The 16,532-nt window shown below is 48.0% G+C and carries 16 protein-coding genes and 1 pseudogene; 7 read left to right on the top strand and 10 right to left on the bottom strand.

Going from position 1 to position 16,532, the window contains the following annotated elements; all coding sequences use genetic code 11:
* Positions 1-31: 31 nt before the first annotated feature.
* The 3 genes from OCV81_RS02605 to OCV81_RS02615 all read right to left on the bottom strand — a co-directional run bounded on the left by OCV81_RS02605 (position 32) and on the right by OCV81_RS02615 (position 3,317).
* Positions 32-1,219 (bottom strand): AGE family epimerase/isomerase, encoded by a 1,188-nt coding sequence (locus OCV81_RS02605; RefSeq protein ID WP_204433974.1) that lies wholly within the window; start codon positions 1,217-1,219, stop codon positions 32-34.
* Positions 1,220-1,230: 11 nt separating this feature from the next.
* Positions 1,231-2,148, bottom strand: a complete 918-nt coding sequence (locus OCV81_RS02610; RefSeq protein ID WP_072541283.1) for a dihydrodipicolinate synthase family protein — start codon at positions 2,146-2,148, stop codon at positions 1,231-1,233.
* Between the two features lie 80 nt (positions 2,149-2,228).
* Positions 2,229-3,317: a cyclically-permuted mutarotase family protein gene (locus OCV81_RS02615; protein WP_148328130.1), complete on the bottom strand. Its 1,089-nt coding sequence runs from the start codon at positions 3,315-3,317 to the stop codon at positions 2,229-2,231.
* A 290-nt stretch (positions 3,318-3,607) separates the two neighbouring features.
* On the opposite strand from OCV81_RS02615, the gene OCV81_RS02620 reads away from it, so the two are divergent.
* Positions 3,608-4,816 (top strand): ROK family transcriptional regulator, encoded by a 1,209-nt coding sequence (locus tag OCV81_RS02620; RefSeq protein ID WP_148328132.1) that lies wholly within the window; start codon positions 3,608-3,610, stop codon positions 4,814-4,816.
* A 75-nt stretch (positions 4,817-4,891) separates the two neighbouring features.
* Here the strand turns inward: OCV81_RS02620 and OCV81_RS02625 are convergent, their stop codons facing one another.
* Genes OCV81_RS02625 through OCV81_RS02645 form a run of 5 tightly spaced genes read right to left on the bottom strand, consistent with a single transcriptional unit; the run spans position 4,892 to position 7,441 of the window.
* Positions 4,892-5,101 (bottom strand): helix-turn-helix domain-containing protein, encoded by a 210-nt coding sequence (locus tag OCV81_RS02625; RefSeq protein ID WP_022353539.1) that lies wholly within the window; start codon positions 5,099-5,101, stop codon positions 4,892-4,894.
* A 14-nt stretch (positions 5,102-5,115) separates the two neighbouring features.
* Positions 5,116-5,568: a DUF2975 domain-containing protein gene (locus tag OCV81_RS02630; RefSeq protein WP_148328134.1), complete on the bottom strand. Its 453-nt coding sequence runs from the start codon at positions 5,566-5,568 to the stop codon at positions 5,116-5,118.
* A 15-nt stretch (positions 5,569-5,583) separates the two neighbouring features.
* Entirely contained in the window at positions 5,584-6,231 is a 648-nt protein-coding gene (locus OCV81_RS02635) for a DUF2975 domain-containing protein (protein ID WP_148328136.1), read from the bottom strand.
* Between the two features lie 29 nt (positions 6,232-6,260).
* Complete coding sequence (locus OCV81_RS02640; RefSeq protein ID WP_148328138.1) at positions 6,261-7,094, bottom strand: CPBP family intramembrane glutamic endopeptidase; 834 nt, start codon at positions 7,092-7,094, stop codon at positions 6,261-6,263.
* 26 nt (positions 7,095-7,120) lie between these two features.
* Positions 7,121-7,441, bottom strand: a complete 321-nt coding sequence (locus tag OCV81_RS02645) for a DUF3836 domain-containing protein (protein ID WP_148328140.1) — start codon at positions 7,439-7,441, stop codon at positions 7,121-7,123.
* A 471-nt stretch (positions 7,442-7,912) separates the two neighbouring features.
* On the opposite strand from OCV81_RS02645, the gene OCV81_RS02650 reads away from it, so the two are divergent.
* The 5 genes and pseudogenes from OCV81_RS02650 (at position 7,913) to OCV81_RS17920 (ending at position 12,990) form a co-directional block, all read left to right on the top strand.
* Positions 7,913-9,424, top strand: a complete 1,512-nt coding sequence (locus OCV81_RS02650; protein WP_148328142.1) for a glycoside hydrolase family 30 protein — start codon at positions 7,913-7,915, stop codon at positions 9,422-9,424.
* Positions 9,425-9,501: 77 nt separating this feature from the next.
* Positions 9,502-11,163 carry an alpha-L-rhamnosidase N-terminal domain-containing protein gene (locus tag OCV81_RS17905; RefSeq protein WP_449581878.1) on the top strand — a complete coding sequence of 554 codons (1,662 nt, stop codon included), beginning with the start codon at positions 9,502-9,504 and terminating at the stop codon, positions 11,161-11,163.
* 15 nt (positions 11,164-11,178) lie between these two features.
* Positions 11,179-11,586 (top strand): family 78 glycoside hydrolase catalytic domain, encoded by a 408-nt coding sequence (locus OCV81_RS17910; RefSeq protein WP_449581879.1) that lies wholly within the window; start codon positions 11,179-11,181, stop codon positions 11,584-11,586.
* A gap of 15 nt (positions 11,587-11,601) precedes the next feature.
* Positions 11,602-12,603 (top strand): annotated as a pseudogene (locus OCV81_RS17915) (alpha-L-rhamnosidase-related protein); the annotation flags it as partial.
* A gap of 24 nt (positions 12,604-12,627) precedes the next feature.
* Positions 12,628-12,990 carry an alpha-L-rhamnosidase C-terminal domain-containing protein gene (locus OCV81_RS17920; RefSeq protein ID WP_449581880.1) on the top strand — a complete coding sequence of 121 codons (363 nt, stop codon included), beginning with the start codon at positions 12,628-12,630 and terminating at the stop codon, positions 12,988-12,990.
* Between the two features lie 158 nt (positions 12,991-13,148).
* Here the strand turns inward: OCV81_RS17920 and OCV81_RS02660 are convergent, their stop codons facing one another.
* The gene (locus OCV81_RS02660) at positions 13,149-14,060 is read right to left on the bottom strand and encodes a serine O-acetyltransferase (protein WP_072541290.1); all 912 of its coding nucleotides are present in this window, start codon (positions 14,058-14,060) and stop codon (positions 13,149-13,151) included.
* A gap of 88 nt (positions 14,061-14,148) precedes the next feature.
* On the opposite strand from OCV81_RS02660, the gene OCV81_RS02665 reads away from it, so the two are divergent.
* Complete coding sequence (locus tag OCV81_RS02665) at positions 14,149-14,280, top strand: hypothetical protein (RefSeq protein ID WP_022353547.1); 132 nt, start codon at positions 14,149-14,151, stop codon at positions 14,278-14,280.
* 84 nt (positions 14,281-14,364) lie between these two features.
* On the opposite strand, the gene rnr is transcribed toward OCV81_RS02665, so the two are convergent.
* The gene (rnr, locus tag OCV81_RS02670; protein ID WP_148328144.1) at positions 14,365-16,515 is read right to left on the bottom strand and encodes a ribonuclease R; all 2,151 of its coding nucleotides are present in this window, start codon (positions 16,513-16,515) and stop codon (positions 14,365-14,367) included.
* Positions 16,516-16,532: the final 17 nt, after the last annotated feature.

The raw sequence follows: 16,532 nt of genomic DNA on the forward strand, positions 1-16,532 counted from the left end.
GTTATTCAGATTAGTGATGAAACTTGCCGGATTATTCTCCGGCAAGTATTTCTTTACATAAAGTGTATCCCTTGACCATCATTCTTGGAATATGGAAAGGACCTTTGAACAAGTTACCTTTTGCGGGTTGGGCTACTGTGCCGTCGCGGTGCAGGTATCCATACCATTCGCCGAACTCATTGTCGGGAAAATGGGCATACGTCCACTCACTGATTTGTTTGTGGCGTTTCAGGTACTTTTCGTCTTTGATCAGCTTATAGGCATACAGGTTGGCGATGATGGCTTCGGTTTGCGGCCACCAGAATTTCATGTCCTGTGAATAGTCTTGAGGAGGCAGGTTCTTGCAGTCCTTGAAGTTGATGATGCCTCCGTACTGCTTGTCCCATCCCCATTCCCATGACCAGTCGAGAATGGTCAGCGCCATGTCGATGAGCTCCTTGTTGCCGCCCATGTTACGGGCTACGTCGAACAGGAACCAGGATGTCTCAATGCAATGTCCCGGGTTGATGGTACGTCCGTTCATGGTGTCGATGAATTCTCCTTTAGGACCTACCATTTCAAGTAAAGCCTTAAATTCCGGGTGCATGAAGTAATTTTTCAACGCATGGATGGATTCTTCAATCTGGGCATCCAGTTCTGGGTCGGAAATCACTTGCTTGATGCAGGAAGCCACGTTGACCATGATCATGGTGATGGAATGGCCCTGTGCCTGGAGAGTCGGAAGGTATTTCGGTTCTAGAATGCCCGGTGTGTGCAGGAAATAACGCATCCGCTTGAACAGGTCGAGTGCTTTTTTTGCATATTCCTGGTTGCCGGTAGCCAGTGCATATTCCGACATGGCGATGGCGGCGAAGCTTTCAGAAAACACATATCTTCTTTTCCGGAGTGGGGTACCGTCGGCCATGACTTCGAAATACATTCTTCCGTCTGTATCGAAACAGTGGTTTTCAATGAAATCCAGCGTCAGTTTGGCTGCTTCCAGCCATTCCGGGTTCTTTTCTACATGATTGTAGGCAAAAGAGCAGATAAAGGCAAAACGGCCCTGGAACCATACCGACTTGGTGGTGTCGAACAGCTGTCCGTCGCGTGCCACGCAGGTATATACACCTCCGTGTTTCTTGTCGAGACCATATTTCAGCCAGAAAGGCATGATGTTGTGGGTGAGATCTTCTTTGTAGTTCTCAGCCCAGTACTTTGCGTAGGTATCTATGCACATCATAAGGCCGACGATTAGAATTTGTTGCAACGGTCAAAGAAATTGATAGCTTCCAGTTCCGCCTTCATGCGGGCCTCTTCTTCGTCGGTCATGTTCTGGAACGGTGTACGGTTCTTGCCCAGATCCAGTCCGATCAGTTTCATAATCCGTTTTCCGGCTACGATGTTGCCCCGGTAGTGACAGATTACGTTGATGACATCCTGTGAGAAGTTTTGCAATTCGCGAGCCTTTTCAATGTCGCCGGCTTTCCAGGCATCGAGGATGCCTACCAGGTTGATACCATTGTAGTTAGTCGTTCCACCGATACCGCCTTGTGCACCGCCCATGGCCAGTGACGGAAGGATGGTTTCATCCTGACCGTGCAGCATGTCGAACTTGCCGTTCTTGTACAGGCGGCACTGGTTGTATTCATAAATGCTTTCGTACGTATATTTGATACCGGCAAAGTTCGGAATACGTCCGTCTACAGCTTTCAGTAATTCCACCATCGGCAGGTAGGCACCGTTGAATGCCGGAATGTGATAATAATAGAATGGAAGATTCGGCGCTCCAGCTGCGATTTCTTCGCAGTATTTCACCAGTTCTTCGATACGGCCAATTTTCGGGAAAGGAGGAGCCATGGCACCGATACCCCATGCGCCGATTTTCTGTGCATGTTCGGCCAGCATCTTGCTTGCCTTTACACAGCAGCTTCCCACATGTACAATTACTTTGAAACCTTCGGGAGCTACTTCAATCCAGCGTTCAGCCAGTTTCATGCGTTCTTCTTCCGTCAGCATGTAGCCTTCACCAGATGAACCATTGATGAACACACCTTTCAGGCCGTTTTTTGCCAGCATAGCTGCATACGCAGCAATCGGTTCATAGTTTACTTCCCCATTTTCATAAAACGGAGTAAACGGAGCATCAATTAAGCCAATAATTTTTTCCATAATATTATATTTAATAAATTGATTTATTTAATATCGGCAAAAATAGCGATATAATTTTTATATTACAAGGTTTTTAGGGGCTATTTTGAAAGAAGTTTTTCTTTTTTAAGGGGATAAATTGTAATTTTTGGCGTACGTATTCCTGGTTTTATTTCTCCGCATACCATGTATAAACAATGATGATGTAGCAGGAGAATGCCCCCGGCCCGTGCCATACCCGGGATGTTGGGATGCTGGGCCCATTTTTTATGTGTGAAGTCAAAGCAGAGGAGGTCATCGTTGAACCGATACCAGGATGGGTCGTGAGTGAGATAGTCCTTTCCGGCTTTTCCGTCCAAAGCCTTTTTAAAAATGCTATAGTTGACTCCTCCGGTAAGGATGAGATGTGTGGAGGTTTGGGTGCCGCTTCCTCCCGCCATACAGCGTTTTTCCCCATTCTCTTCCAGAGGTATGTCCGACTCGTACTCCCAGCGGTCGGTTTCGGGGAGATAGCATACGATGTCGTGTGAAAGTATGCTTTCCGAGGTGTTCGATGCTGCCTGGTATCCACCTATTAAATAAAGCTTGTGTGCGTCGTGGACCAGAATCGGCTGTACGCGCTGAGGCCCTGGGTAGGCAGACAGCTTCTGCCAGTTACGGCCTGTGTTCAAGTCCAGTTTGTACAGAGTGTTCTGTCTGTGCTGTTGGTTTCCTCCGGTAAGGTAGATACAGCCGTTAAGAAGGGTGGCCGCGGCGTTGTCTATAGTCTCGGGCAGGGAAGGAAGTGGCTGGATAGTAAACTTTTGTGGAGAGTCGGTAGCTTGAATACGGAATACGCGGGTCAGGCAGGAATCCGCATTGGCTCCTCCGATGCAGACCAACCCTTCCGGAGTTTCTATGGCACAGCCGTAGGCTATTGGGCAGGGAAGTGATGGAAGTGGTATCCACTGTGGGCATTCAGACTGGACATTTAAGGCATAACATTGGTCGTAATACACTTTCTCTCCTCCTTCGGCAGCGGGTTTGAGGGGAAAGTTGCAGCCCCCACCCACTATCAGCCAGTCTTTTATGAAGCCCGCAAAAGGAGCGGATACACCTTGTGCAATCGGATAGTCGGGTATAGATTGTGCCAAAGATATTGCATACTGGAATACCAAGATTCCCCAAATCAGGAGTTGTTTTTTTTTCATACGTATCTTTATTCGGTTAATGGAGGATGGAATTATTTTTGCTAAAATAAGCATAATATTTAAGTAGTCCATGATTTAATGAAGAATTTTCTTGGTTTTCGCTATAGATAATTAATATTTTGCTTTTGTTGTTTTGTATCAATAAATTTATTATCTTAGCCATCGGTTCGTTGGGAAGGTCATTTTAATAAGTATGACCGCCTTATGGGACGTTGATATTAATAAAACAAAGAATAGCCTATTATTTTGGCTGGTTATTGCGGGTTTAACTAAAGTATGGTTATGATATTATGGTACACAAGTTAATCGAAGGTCTGGGAAATGGCACAAAAAATATGCTTACTCAAAAGCGGATAATTACCTATCTGATGCACAATCACTCGTCTACTATTCCTGATTTGGCGAAAGACATAGACTTGAGTATTCCGACTGTCACCAAGTTTGTGATGGAACTGGTGGAAGAAGGATACATCATCAATTATGGAAAGCAGGAGACCAGTGAAGGCAGACCTCCTAATCTGTATGGATTGAATCCGGATTCAGCGTATATGGTGGGAGTGGATATCAAGGCATTTTGTCTGAATATCGGTTTGATGAACTTTACAGGTGATATGGTAGATATTCAGATGGGAATAGAATGTCGTCTCGACAATACGCTGGAAAGTTTGGATTTGCTGATTCAGCATATTTGTACTTTCATTGAGAAACATAAAAATATCAGGGACAGAATTCTTCAGGTGGGAGTAAACATATCCGGGCGTGTGAATCCGGAAGAAGGCTATAGCTTCAGCATGTTTAATTTCGAGGAACGTCCGCTGGCCGAGATTTTGACTGAAAAAATAGGGATTCCGGTGAGCATTGACAACGACACCCGTGCCATGGCCTATGGCGAGTTGCTGAAAGGGGTGGTGAAAGGAGAAAAAGATGTGGTGTTCATCAATCTCAGCTGGGGACTTGGTTCAGCCTTTATCATTGACGGAAAAATCTATACGGGTCGTTCGGGATTCTCGGGAGAATTTGGTCATTTCAATGTGTTTGACAATGAAATCATCTGCCGTTGCGGGAAAAAGGGATGTCTGGAAACCGAAGTTTCCGGTTCGGCGTTACATCGGATTCTTTGTGAGCGGGTAAAGAACGGGCAGACTTCCATTCTTTCCAAGCGAATTCTTACAGGGGATGCTCCGCTTACGTTGGAAGAGATTGTGGAGGCCACTAATAGGGAAGATATCCTGTGTATTGAATTGGTGGAAGAAATCGGACGCAAACTGGGGCGTTATCTTGCAGGGCTGATTAATCTGTTCAATCCGGAACTGGTGGTCATCGGCGGAACGCTGGCGTTGACGGAAGATTATATTTTGCAACCCATCAAGACGGCAATCCGCAAATACTCCTTGAATCTGGTAAGTAAAGATTCTGCGGTGGTCTTGTCGAAGTTGCAGGCAAAAGCAGGAGTGGTAGGCGCCTGTCTGTTATCCAGAAGCAAATTGTTTGAATGGTAAATTATAGAAATAGGTGAGCCTGTCAGGAATGATTCATTTCAGACAGGCTTGTTTTTGTGCATACCTTTATTTTTTCTATTCTTCCGCCCGATATTCCAGTATGTCCCCCGGCTGGCAGTCCAGTTCCTTGCAGATAGCCTCCAAGGTGGAGAAGCGTATGGCCTTGGCCTTTCCTGTTTTCAGAATGGAGAGATTTGCCGGTGTCAGGTCAATCCGTTCGGCAAGCTCTCCCAGCGAAACTTTCCGTTTCGCCATCATCACATCTAGATTTACGATAATCGGCATAGTTAGTAGTTGGGTTAAATAGTTAAATCTTGTTCTTCCTGCATCTGGATACCTATCTCAAACAACAAGGATACCAGCACGAAAACGGCTCCTATCACAATCAGCAGGATGCTGTTCTGATGGAATGTGTCTATTGGGGTGAGATTGACGATGACATTCATCAGTACTCCCGAAAGCATTGTGGAGATTCCGATGGCTGACAAAATCCGTTGGTTGACGCGACAGAATACTTTTCCTTTTTTCACGTTGCGTGCCATGAAATAGGTCAGCAGGCCGATAAAGAAAATGGCGTAGCACTCAATGGCTTGTACCAACGCTTCCCATATAAAAGTATCGTTGTTGTCTTTTCCCATTTCATAACAGAGAGGCAATATCTGGCTAAAGCCGTAAGCAATGGATGCAAAAAGGCTGAGTACCGAAACAAAGTCGCAGTATTGCATCAGGCGCTTGTAGGATTGGGTTTTCATTGTTCGAGTGTTTAATTAAATGGTCAAATCGTTTTCTTCTTTCAGTCGCAGGCCGAGGGCAAAGATTTCAGCAGCCAGCAGGGCGATGAAACCTAAAATCAGTGTGGAGTCAGAAAAAGCCATCAGGGTGTTGAATTCGCTTCCCGCCAGTTCAATGGCCTGTGCAAACTGATGGTTTGAAATCCAGATACTGATATACCCAAGTACACACATCCCTACCATGCTCCAACCGATGCGGCGCAGGTGTTTTACGTTAATCCAGTCGAACACGATGTTCCGGTTGATGTGTATTATCAGCTTGCCGAAATAGACAACGACATAGATAAATCCAACGAGGACAATGAAACCGATGAATCCCTGTAATACACTGATGCCAAGACTAATATTGGTGTAAGGATATTCAATCAGTGCTGTCATAGGTTTGATGGCCAGTTGCTTGCCGTCTTTTAGGTTGGTGACCGTACCGGCTGTTTCCGTCAGGTCGGTGGGCAGAATGTGCACCGTTTTATATTGGGGAACGTCCATGATTTCTCCTTGAGCGGTTTTCATGCCGATTTCAATTCCGTTGATAAATATTTTTGCGACCATGTATACATTTCCGGAAACAGACAGCAGAAAAGCGGCAATCACGCATGCACAGAATATATTCAATTTCTTTTTCATAATGCAGATGAAAATTTTAAATGGTCAAATCATTTATTGTTTTCTAGTTCAATAACTTCTGCCTGGGCAGGCTGCTGCCAGGAAGCCGGTTGCGGAATCAGCTTCTTTTGGATGAACAATACGCAGAGGATGGTGAGGACAAATCCTCCGGCTGCCATGAGTGCCGCTCCGGTGGCTCCGTAAGTAGAAACCATGGTCGCATTCGGGTCGTCTGCCGATAAGAAAGCAATCACAGCCGTACCGTTGTTGACAAAGTGCATTAGGATGCCGGGGAGCAGGCTGCCCGTGCGGTAGTACATCCATCCCAGTGCCAGGCCGGTGACAAAGGCGAAAGGTGCTTGTACCCAGTTGCCGTGTACCAGTCCGAAAATCAGAGAGGAAAGTACGATGGCCCCTGCCGGATGTTTCCATTTGCGGAGCAGATGTCCCTGAATGGCACCACGGAACAGCAGTTCCTCTACGAGGGGAGCCATGATGACGATGGCCACGATACCTAAGGGATGGTGCATCATCATGTCAAAGGCGGCTTCCATATTGTTGGGCAGGTCGGCCAGTTCGTTGAAGTAGTTGGTCCATAAGCCCATTGCTAAGATAAATACCGCCGAAGTGACCAACAGTTTGGGTGAGCAGTGATATCCCCAAGTCTTCCGGTCCAGGCCCACATATTTACCTGCCAGCAAATGAATGCCTACTGCAGCGGTAGAGAGTACCTGTGCCAGCATAATCAGGTTTGTATAAAGAGCGTCGGGGATCTTCGGTAATTCGAAGGTGTGGCGATACCACATGTATCCACAGATGGCTACCCCCATGAAAGCCAGTTGGTAAGCAAAGAAATACAGTAATAATTTGATGGTGCGTCCCATAATCGTGTACGTTTTAAAAAGTTTGTTTACTTGTTGGTTGAAAGTTTCTGAAGAACTGGACCTTCAGTGCCCCAGGTCAGCAGATAAGCCGGATTCCAGGCTTTTCGGTCCGCATCCCAGCGGTAAGCCTTTTTCTCGGTCAGGGTTCCCAGTGTGTCGTACCGGTATTCGTACTTCCACTTGGGAGTGAGTGTTTTGCCGTCTTCATTCAGGGTAGATACCGTCAAGCTCTGCTGGTTCTGTCCGTAAATGAAGGTTTCTTTTGCGTGTGCGTGTGTGGCTGTCAATGTCATCAGCACAGCAGCGATTCCTGCTGCCAGTGTCTTTTTTGTGAATGTCTTTTTCATAACTGTACGTGTTTGTGTGTAAATAATAGTGTGTGTCGTTTGTATTCGATAAATATTTATCGTTTTTCGATATGCAAATGTAGGTGTTATTTTTGAACTACAAAAGAAAAACAGAGATATTTTATCGAAAAACGATAAATTTCCCCTTTTTTACGGGAAAAATGAGGCTTAAAGGATTGGAAAAGGATAAAAGAGGACTTTGCAGGCTTTAAGGAGCATAGGCGTATGGTGAGGTCTGAATTTTGGAAAACCTAAGGGTATGGATGGAGAAATGCAGTGGTTTATTTTACGTTTCTCTTACGGAAAACATACGTTTCTCAATGCGGAAACGTACGTTTCGCGATAGGAAAATGTACGTTTCTATATAGGGAAACATAAAAAATACTGATAAATTCTCCTTTTAATGCCGTGTTAGATTTAAAATTAATACTTTTACGTTGTCTTTAGATTCAACAAAAACCTGTATTTACCATGAAAACTCGATTAAGAATGTATTGTGTAAGTTGTCTGGTAACTTTAGGGGCCGTACAACTTTCCGCACAAACTTATCATTGGATACATAGCAGTGAGAATGATACTTGGCAGCAATCCATTGTCCGTTTGAAAAGCGAAGTAAATACCCTTCCGGATGTGTCTGTGGACGGAAAGGCTAAAATCGCCACGTTTAAGACTTGGGGAGTCACTTTCAATGAGCTTTGTTGGGATGCGTTGGGCGTGCTGACCCGTGAAGAGCAGGATGAAATTTTGAAAAAGGTATTTGCTCCGGATGGTGATTTGCGTATCGGGCGAGGACGAATTTCATTGGGTGCCAACGACTATGCCCGTTCCTGGTACAGCTGCGATGAGGTGGAAGGGGATTTTGAATTACGTTACTTCAACATCGACCGGGATAAACAGGCGATTATTCCTTTCATCCGGGCGGCACAGAAATACAATCCGGCACTTACCTTTTGGGTTTCTCCCTGGTCTCCCCCCAGCTGGTTGAAAATAAATGGAGATTATCCGGTGTTGAGCAGTCCGGCCAATCATCTGTCGCCGAAGTTGGATTACCTGCTGTATGGAAATGTAGGCGGAACGACCGATCCGGACGAGATGAAGCTGGTGGGAGAACGCAAAGGAAAATTCCCCCGTCAGCTGGCTACTACCGACTATATGATACAAGACCCTCGCTATTTGCGGACGTATGCCAATTACTTCTGTAAGTTCATCGATGCCTACAAGGCAGAAGGCATTCCTATTGATATGGTGATGTATCAGAATGAGGCGTACAGCTATACGCCCTATCCCGGATGTGCATGGACGGCAGAAGGTACTATCCTCTTTAATCGGGATTACCTGGCTCCGGTACTGAAAAAGGCGCATCCCGAGGTGAAGTTGTATTTAGGTACCCTGAACACGAACCGGCAGGATCATGTGGAGAAGATTCTTTCGGACAAACAGTTGCAGGCTTGTATTTCCGGAATGGGTTTTCAGTGGGAAGGACGCGAGATTCTGGCAGCCATCCGGCAGCAGCATCCCGACTGGAGTTACATTTGTTCCGAGAGTGAATGTGGCTGGGGAAGCTTCGACTGGAAGTCGGGCGAACATACTTTTGAACTAATCAATCATTATCTGGGGAACGGATGCAACGAGTATAACCTTTGGAATTTTATCCTTTCGGATAATGGAGAAAGCACCTGGGGATGGAAACAGAATGCCTTGATTCGGGTTGATTCAAAGACACGTACGTTTACGTATACACCTGAATACTTTGCGGTGAAGCATTATGCTCATTACATCGCTTCCGGTTCGGAAGTACTGGCTTATAAGCCAGAAGGAGACGACAAGAAACCGGTGCTGGTGGTAAAGACTCCGGCGCAGAAATATGTGGTGATAGCCGGAAACTTCAAGGAAGAGTCACAAAAGCTGACCGTAAAGTTGGGCAAGCGGTATTTGGAAGTGGTGTTGACTCCTCATTCCATGAATACATTTGAAATGAAATAATACAGAAAGGCATTGAAAATTTGGAAGGCAAGATAATGAAACAGGCTATGGTTGGGAAGCACTTATTTATCGCAATTTTGTTGGGAATCATATTGTCGAGCAATACCTATAAGAAAGAATCGCCCTCCTTGGCGGGGATGACCGTAGAATTAGCCGAGACTCCTCTTGGTGTAGACACCCCCGCTCCGAGGTTTGGCTGGCAGCTGACGACCACTTCGAAGGAAAGAGGAATCTATCAGACGGCCTATCAGCTGACAGTCCAAGATGAGGCAGGAAAGCGGGTATGGGATTCCGGAAAGGTGACGGGAGATATCTCCCAGCATGTGGTGTACCAAGGAGAAGCTTTGCAGCCGACGACCCGTTATACGTGGCAGGTAAAGGTATGGAACAATCAAGGAAAGGTGCAGGAAGGAACGTCCTGGTTTGAAACCAGTCTGCTGACAGACCACGAGGCGAATGGCTGGCACGGAGCCCGATGGATTGGGGGTGGCGACGAGGATATGGTACTTTATTCACCCTATCTGCCTGTGTTCCGCTTGGATTTTTCTTTCCAGATGAAGGAGCAGGCCGTATCCCGTAAGATAGCTTTTGTGTATGGAGCGAATGACGAGCGGTTGATGGATACGAACAAGAACCTGTATCATCTTTCCAATGGGAAGGATGCTTCTTACATCAAGGTGGAGTTCGACTTGACGCCGCTGAAAGGAGACGGAAACGCATGGATACATCTTTATCGTGCGGGTTATCAGCCCGATGACAAGCCTTCCGTACCGTTGAAATCTTTTTTGATACCGAATGACGTGTTGAATGCCGGGAACCAGTATCAGGCGCATACTTTCTCTCTGTATTCCAACTTGGGTTTCACGACCCTGAAAAAAGGAGACGTGCAGTTGGGGGAAGTAAATGTGAATCCCTTGGGGCAGGGAGGCGACTTCATTGCCTTTCCCGTAGTGGGTGAGGTGGGCTTTGCCTTGGAGGATGCGAAGGCTTTTTCGGGTGTGAAGACGGATATCCGTAATTTCCGGAGTCCGGAAAACCGACTGACTTCCGTGAAGCTGGATGCGTCTCGATTGAAAGGAGTGAGGAAATGGTATGTGCAAGACCCGAGCCGTAACTCCATGCCGATGTTGCGTACGGAGTTTGCGACTTCCTCCAATAAAATCAAGAAAGCACGGCTGTATGTCACTTCCCGCGGTATTTATGAGATGTATCTCAACGGGCAGCGGGTAGGAAAGGATTATTTCAATCCGGGCGTAACGCAGTATAATAAAACACACCTGTATCAGGTGTACGATGTGACGCAGCTGGTACAAACTGGGAAGAATGCACTGGGTGCGTTGCTGGCCGAAGGGTGGTGGAGCGGAGGTGCCACTTATGCCGGAGAAAACTGGAACTTCTTCGGCGACCGTCAGTCGTTGCTGGCCCAGCTGGTAGTGACGTACGAGGATGGACAGCAGCAGACGGTGGTCACTTCACCGGACACATGGAAGTATTTCAACCAGGGACCGGTGGTGTATGGCAGTTTCTTTCAGGGAGAAGTCTATGATGCCCGGAAGGAACAGGCAATCGCCGGATGGTCTTGCCCGGGTTACGAAGATGCGGCGTGGAAGCCAGCGGTGGAAGTGACGCTGGAAAATCATGTCAGTCAGGTGGGAGGAGGAAACGTGCCGAAAGTGAACGATTATTCGGCTTTTCACTTGAAGGCCCAGTATGGCCAGACGGTACGGGCCATTCAGTAACTGACGGCTCGGTCGGTGGAAGAAGTACGGCCGGGTATCTTCGTGTACGACATGGGACAAAACATGGTGGGAGTGCCTGAAATCACGCTCCACGGAATGGAAGCGGGCCGGGAAATCAATCTCCGTTATGCCGAAGTGAAATATCCGGACTTGCCGCGTTATGCCGGTAACGAGGGAATGATTATGCTCGAAAATATCCGTGCGGCAATGGCACAGGACAAATATATCACCAAGGGAGGGGAGGAAACGATTGCGTCGCGGTTCACTTATCATGGCTATCGGTATGTCGAGATTACGGGCATTGACAAGGCCTTGCCCTTGGAAAGTGTGAAGGGTACGATGCTGAGCTCGATTGACGGGCTTGCTTCTCAGTATGAAACTTCGAACGAAAAAGTGAATCGGCTGTGGCACAACATCGTGTAGTCGACCTATGCCAACTTCTTCTCCATCCCGACCGACTGTCCGCAGCGGAACGAACGCTTGGGGTGGGCGGGAGATATCTCGGTCTTCTCCCGGACGGCGACTTACTTGGCCGATGTGCCGCAATTTCTTTGCCGTTATTTGCAGGCCATGCGCGATGTGCAGCGGGAAGACGGACGTTTCCCCGACGTAGCTCCGCTGGGTGTAGGCTTTGGGGGCTTGTTGTGGGGTAGTGCGGGCATCACGGTGCCTTGGGAAGTGTACCAGCAGTACGGCGACAAGAGTTTGCTGGCGGCACATTATGCGGCGATGGGCCGTTACATCGATTATATACTGGCAAAGACCATCAACCCGGAAACGGGTATCTTGGAGCAGGAGAAGGTGTGGGGAAATCTGGGCGACTGGCTGGGGCCGGAGGACAACAAGAACGACAAGACACTGATGTGGGAGGCTTATTTTTTGTACGACTTAGATATCATGGTGAAAGTGTCCAAGCTATTGGGCAAGGAAAGTGAGGCACGGAGGTATGCGGATTTGTATCGGAAGCGGAAGGATTTCTTCCTGCGTACGTATGTGGATAAAGCAACGGCCCGGACGATTTCTTCCGGGGCCGACGGGCCTGAAAAAGGGAAACCGGTAGACATACAGACTTCGTACGTGCTGCCGCTGGCGTTCGGTCTTGTCCCGCCGGAGCTTCGGGAAGAGTTTGCTGCTCGTCTCGCCCAAACGGTTCGGCGGGAAAATGTGGGTGACGACGGAAAGACTTATCCGGCGTATTCTTTGATGACGGGATTCATCGGGACGGCCTGGATTAGCAAGGCATTGTCGGACAATGGCTACGACGACGTGGCTTACAAGTTGTTGCAGCAGACCACCTATCCTTCGTGGCTGTATTCCGTGGAACAGGGAGCTACGACCATCTGGGAGCGGCTGAATTCTTATACTCATGTGGATGGTTTTGGGGAAAACAACCGGATGAACTCGTTCAATCATTATTCATTCGGGGCCGTAGGGGCTTGGATGTATGCCTATTCACTGGGGATTATGCGGGATGAGAATCATCCGGGATTCAAGCATTTTGTGTTGTCCCCGCGGGTAGACCCGACCAGACAGATGAGGTTTGCCCGTGGGCATTATGACTCTTTGTACGGTCGGATAGAAAGTGCATGGGAAGTGAAAGACGGGGAAGTGAGGTATTCATTCACTGTTCCGGCCAATACGAGTGCCACACTTTATTTGCCGGTTGCTTCGGCCGACAAGGTGACGGGAAACGGTCGTGTCTTGCAGGCAGGAAAAGAGGGTGTAAAAGAAGTGGTGTGGCAGGAGGGTATGCTCCGGGTGGAAGTGTTGTCGGGTACTTATCATTGGGTGGTGGCCTCCGCAGACGTTCTCGGTCGAAGACATTGAGAAGAGTTTTTCGTAAGATTTCTAAGAGCTTGTTTTTTTTAACTATAATAAGTGGTCACATAAAAATCTCCTGCTTTCAGTCCTAATATAGAGGCTAAAGCAGGAGATTTTTATTGTCACAATTCTATCTTGAGGACGATTGGGTTTCGTTGCTCCTTTTATCCTTTGTTTTCCTTGCTCTTCCGCTGTACGATGCGGGCACCGGCAGGTACACTTTCCGTCACCCAGATGTTACCGCCGATGGTGGCACCTTCGCCGATGGTGATACGTCCCAGGATGGTGGCGTTGGAATAGACAATCACATTGTCTTCCAGTATCGGGTGGCGGGGAATACCTTTGATAGGATTCCCTTGCTCGTCGCAGGGGAAGCTCTTGGCTCCCAAGGTGACTCCCTGATACAGTTTCACGTGGTTACCGATGATGCAGGTCGCTCCGATGACCACACCTGTGCCGTGGTCAATAGTAAAGTGGTGTCCGATTTGGGCACCCGGATGGATGTCGATACCGGTTTCGGAATGGGCCATTTCGGTGATGATACGCGGGATGAGTGGTACGTTAAGCCGGTAAAGTTCGTGGGCAATCCGGTAGTTGGTCACGGCCCGGATGACCGGATAGCAACAGATGATTTCTCCGAAGCACGTGGCGGCAGGGTCACCGTAGTAGGCAGCCTCTACGTCCGTGGCCAGGATACGTCGGATTTCAGGCAGACGGCTGATGAATTCCGCTGCCAGTTGGGTTGCTGTGGCCCGGCAGGGAGATTGGCAGTCACATTGTCCTTCGTTTTCCACGCCGAAGCACAATCCGGCCTGTATTTGTTCAATCAGTAGGGAAAACAGCTCTTCGATGTTGACTCCGATGTGGTAGTTGATGGTCTGGCTGTTGATGGTTGAGTTTCCGAAATAGCCGGGAAACAGGATGGCGCGTGCCAGTTCCACAATCCGTTCCAGCGATTTTCCCGAAGGAAGCGGCTCTCCTTCCCGATGCTGATGGAACAGTCCCCGGTAGGATTGGTTATCGGAAAGTTCGTCAACGGCCTTAGTCAGTATATGCGTGTAATCAGTTGGACTCATGGACATTTCATTTTGATAATGGACAAAAGTAGCGATATTTTGTGATGAATCCAATAAAATCCTATTTTTGTGGAAAAATCAGTGCAGTATGGTAGTGAACAAGAAAAATCCTTTTGCTTTCAAGGCGAAGCAGAGCCACAAGAAAAAGACAAGTGGAAAACGGGTCGGGAAATCCCGTCCGGAAAAAGCGAATAACCAGTTGAACCGCAGGGTGAAATAATAAGAATCCCCGTTCTTCTTGGCAAGACTGAGGTCTTTAAGAAGAACGGGGAGTTTTTTATGGGATAGAACGGATGTGGGTCCGTTATTCTTCAGCCAAAACAAAATCCAGCTGTTTCTTGGCCAGGTTGGCACGGGCCACTTTAATTTTAATCGGGTCACCGAGGCTGAACTTCTGGTGATGGCGTCGTCCGATGAGGCAGTAGTTCTTTTCATCGAACTCGTAGAAGTCGTTGCCCAAATCACGCATGGCAATCATGCCCTCGCATTTGTTTTCATTGATTTCTACGTAAAGGCCCCATTCCGTGACTCCGGAAATGACTCCATCGTAGACTTGTCCGATACGTTCGCCCATGAATTCCACTTGTTTGTATTTCACGGAAGCACGTTCCGCACTGGCGGCTGTCTGTTCCATGGCCGAACTGTGTTCGCACAAGGTTTCGTATTTGTCGGCCTGTGCACTCCGTCCTCCTGCCAGGTAGCGGGTGAGCAGACGATGTACCATCAGGTCCGGGTAACGGCGGATAGGAGAGGTGAAGTGGGTGTAATAATCAAATCCCAGTCCGTAGTGTCCGATGTTGTAGATGGAGTAACGGGCCTTCTGCATGGCACGCAAGGAAACTGTTTCTATCAGGTTCTGTTCCTTCTTGCCGTTGATTTCCGTGAGCAGGTGGTTGAGTGACTTGGAGACCTCCACCTTGCTGCCTCCCGTACGGATTTTGTAACCGAAGCGGGCGATGAACTGGTTCAGGTTGTCCAGCTTGTCGGGGTCCGGAAGGTCGTGGATACGATAAGGGAATACCTTCGGCTTCTTGTTCTTGGGTACCTTCCCGACGTATTCGGCCACGGTACGGTTGGCCAGCAGCATGAATTCCTCAATCAGCTTGTTGGCTTCCTTGGAAACCTTGAAATACACGCTGAGCGGTTTCCCGTTTTCGTCAATCTCGAATTTCACCTCGCAACGGTCGAAGTTGATGGAGCCGGCACTCATTCGTTTCTCTCGCAGAATCTGAGCCAGACGGTTCAGTTCCAGAATTTCTTCCTTATAGTCACCTTCTCCTGTTTCAATAATCTGTTGTGCTTCTTCGTATGTGAAGCGGCGGTTGGACTTGATGACGGTGTGGCGGATACGGAAATTCTTCACTTCGGCCTTGTCGTTCATGTCGAAGATGACAGAGTAAGCCAGCTTTTCCTCGTCCGGTCGCAGAGAGCAGATGAAGTTGCACAACCGTTCCGGCAGCATCGGGATGGTGCGGTCGACCAAATAGACGGAAGTGGCACGTTTCACAGCCTCCTTGTCGATGATGCTTCCTTCTTTCACATAATGCGAAACGTCGGCGATGTGTACACCTACCTCCCACAGTCCCGGTTTCAGGTTGCGGATAGACAGGGCATCGTCGAAGTCCTTGGCGTCTTTCGGGTCGATGGTGAAGGTCACCACGTCGCGGAAGTCTTCACGTTCGGCATAGTCTTCCGGTGTGATTTCAGCCGACAGTTTTTCAGCAGCCGCTTCCACAGCCTGCGGATAAGTGTAAGGCAATCCGTATTCGGCCAGGATGGCATGCATTTCGGTGGTATTGTCGCCGGCTTTTCCCAAAATGTCAATCACTTCTCCAAACGGGTTCTTAGCCTCTTCCGGCCATTCGGTGATACGGACTACAGCTTTGTCGCCGTTCTTTCCGCCTTTCAGCTTGTCCTTTGGGATAAAGATGTCGTTGGCCAGTGTGTTGGCTTCTGTCAGCAGGAAGGCATAATTCTTGGAGACTTTCAATACGCCGACAAACGTTTCGTTGGCATGTTCCAAAATCTCGATTACCTGTCCTTCCAGCTGGCGCTTCTTGCATTTGGCACACAAGGACACTTTCACTTTGTCGTTGTTCATGGCGTGCGCGGAGTTACGTTCTGCAATGAAAATCGGTTCTCCGCCGTCGTCGGGGATAAACGAGTTCTTTCCGTTACTTTTCCTCTGGAAGGTACCGGTCAGAATCTGTCCTTTGTCATTGATTTTATAGCGCCCCTTTTCGATTTCAATCAGGAAATTGTCTTCCACCATTTCCTCTACGACATCGACACAGAGCATTTTTCCCGGATGGGTCGTGAGTTTTAGAGCTTGGAACAACTGCTTGAGGCTGAATGCTTCATTCGGCTTTGTGCGGAAATAGTTGAGCAGCATTTCTACGAGCTCTTTTTTCTTCAGGTGCTTTCCGCCTTTTTTCTCTTTTTTCTTTTTAGCCATGTTGTTTATAGTTTAGA

The organism is Phocaeicola fibrisolvens (genome assembly GCF_025567125.1).
GTDB lineage: Bacteria > Bacteroidota > Bacteroidia > Bacteroidales > Bacteroidaceae > Phocaeicola > Phocaeicola fibrisolvens.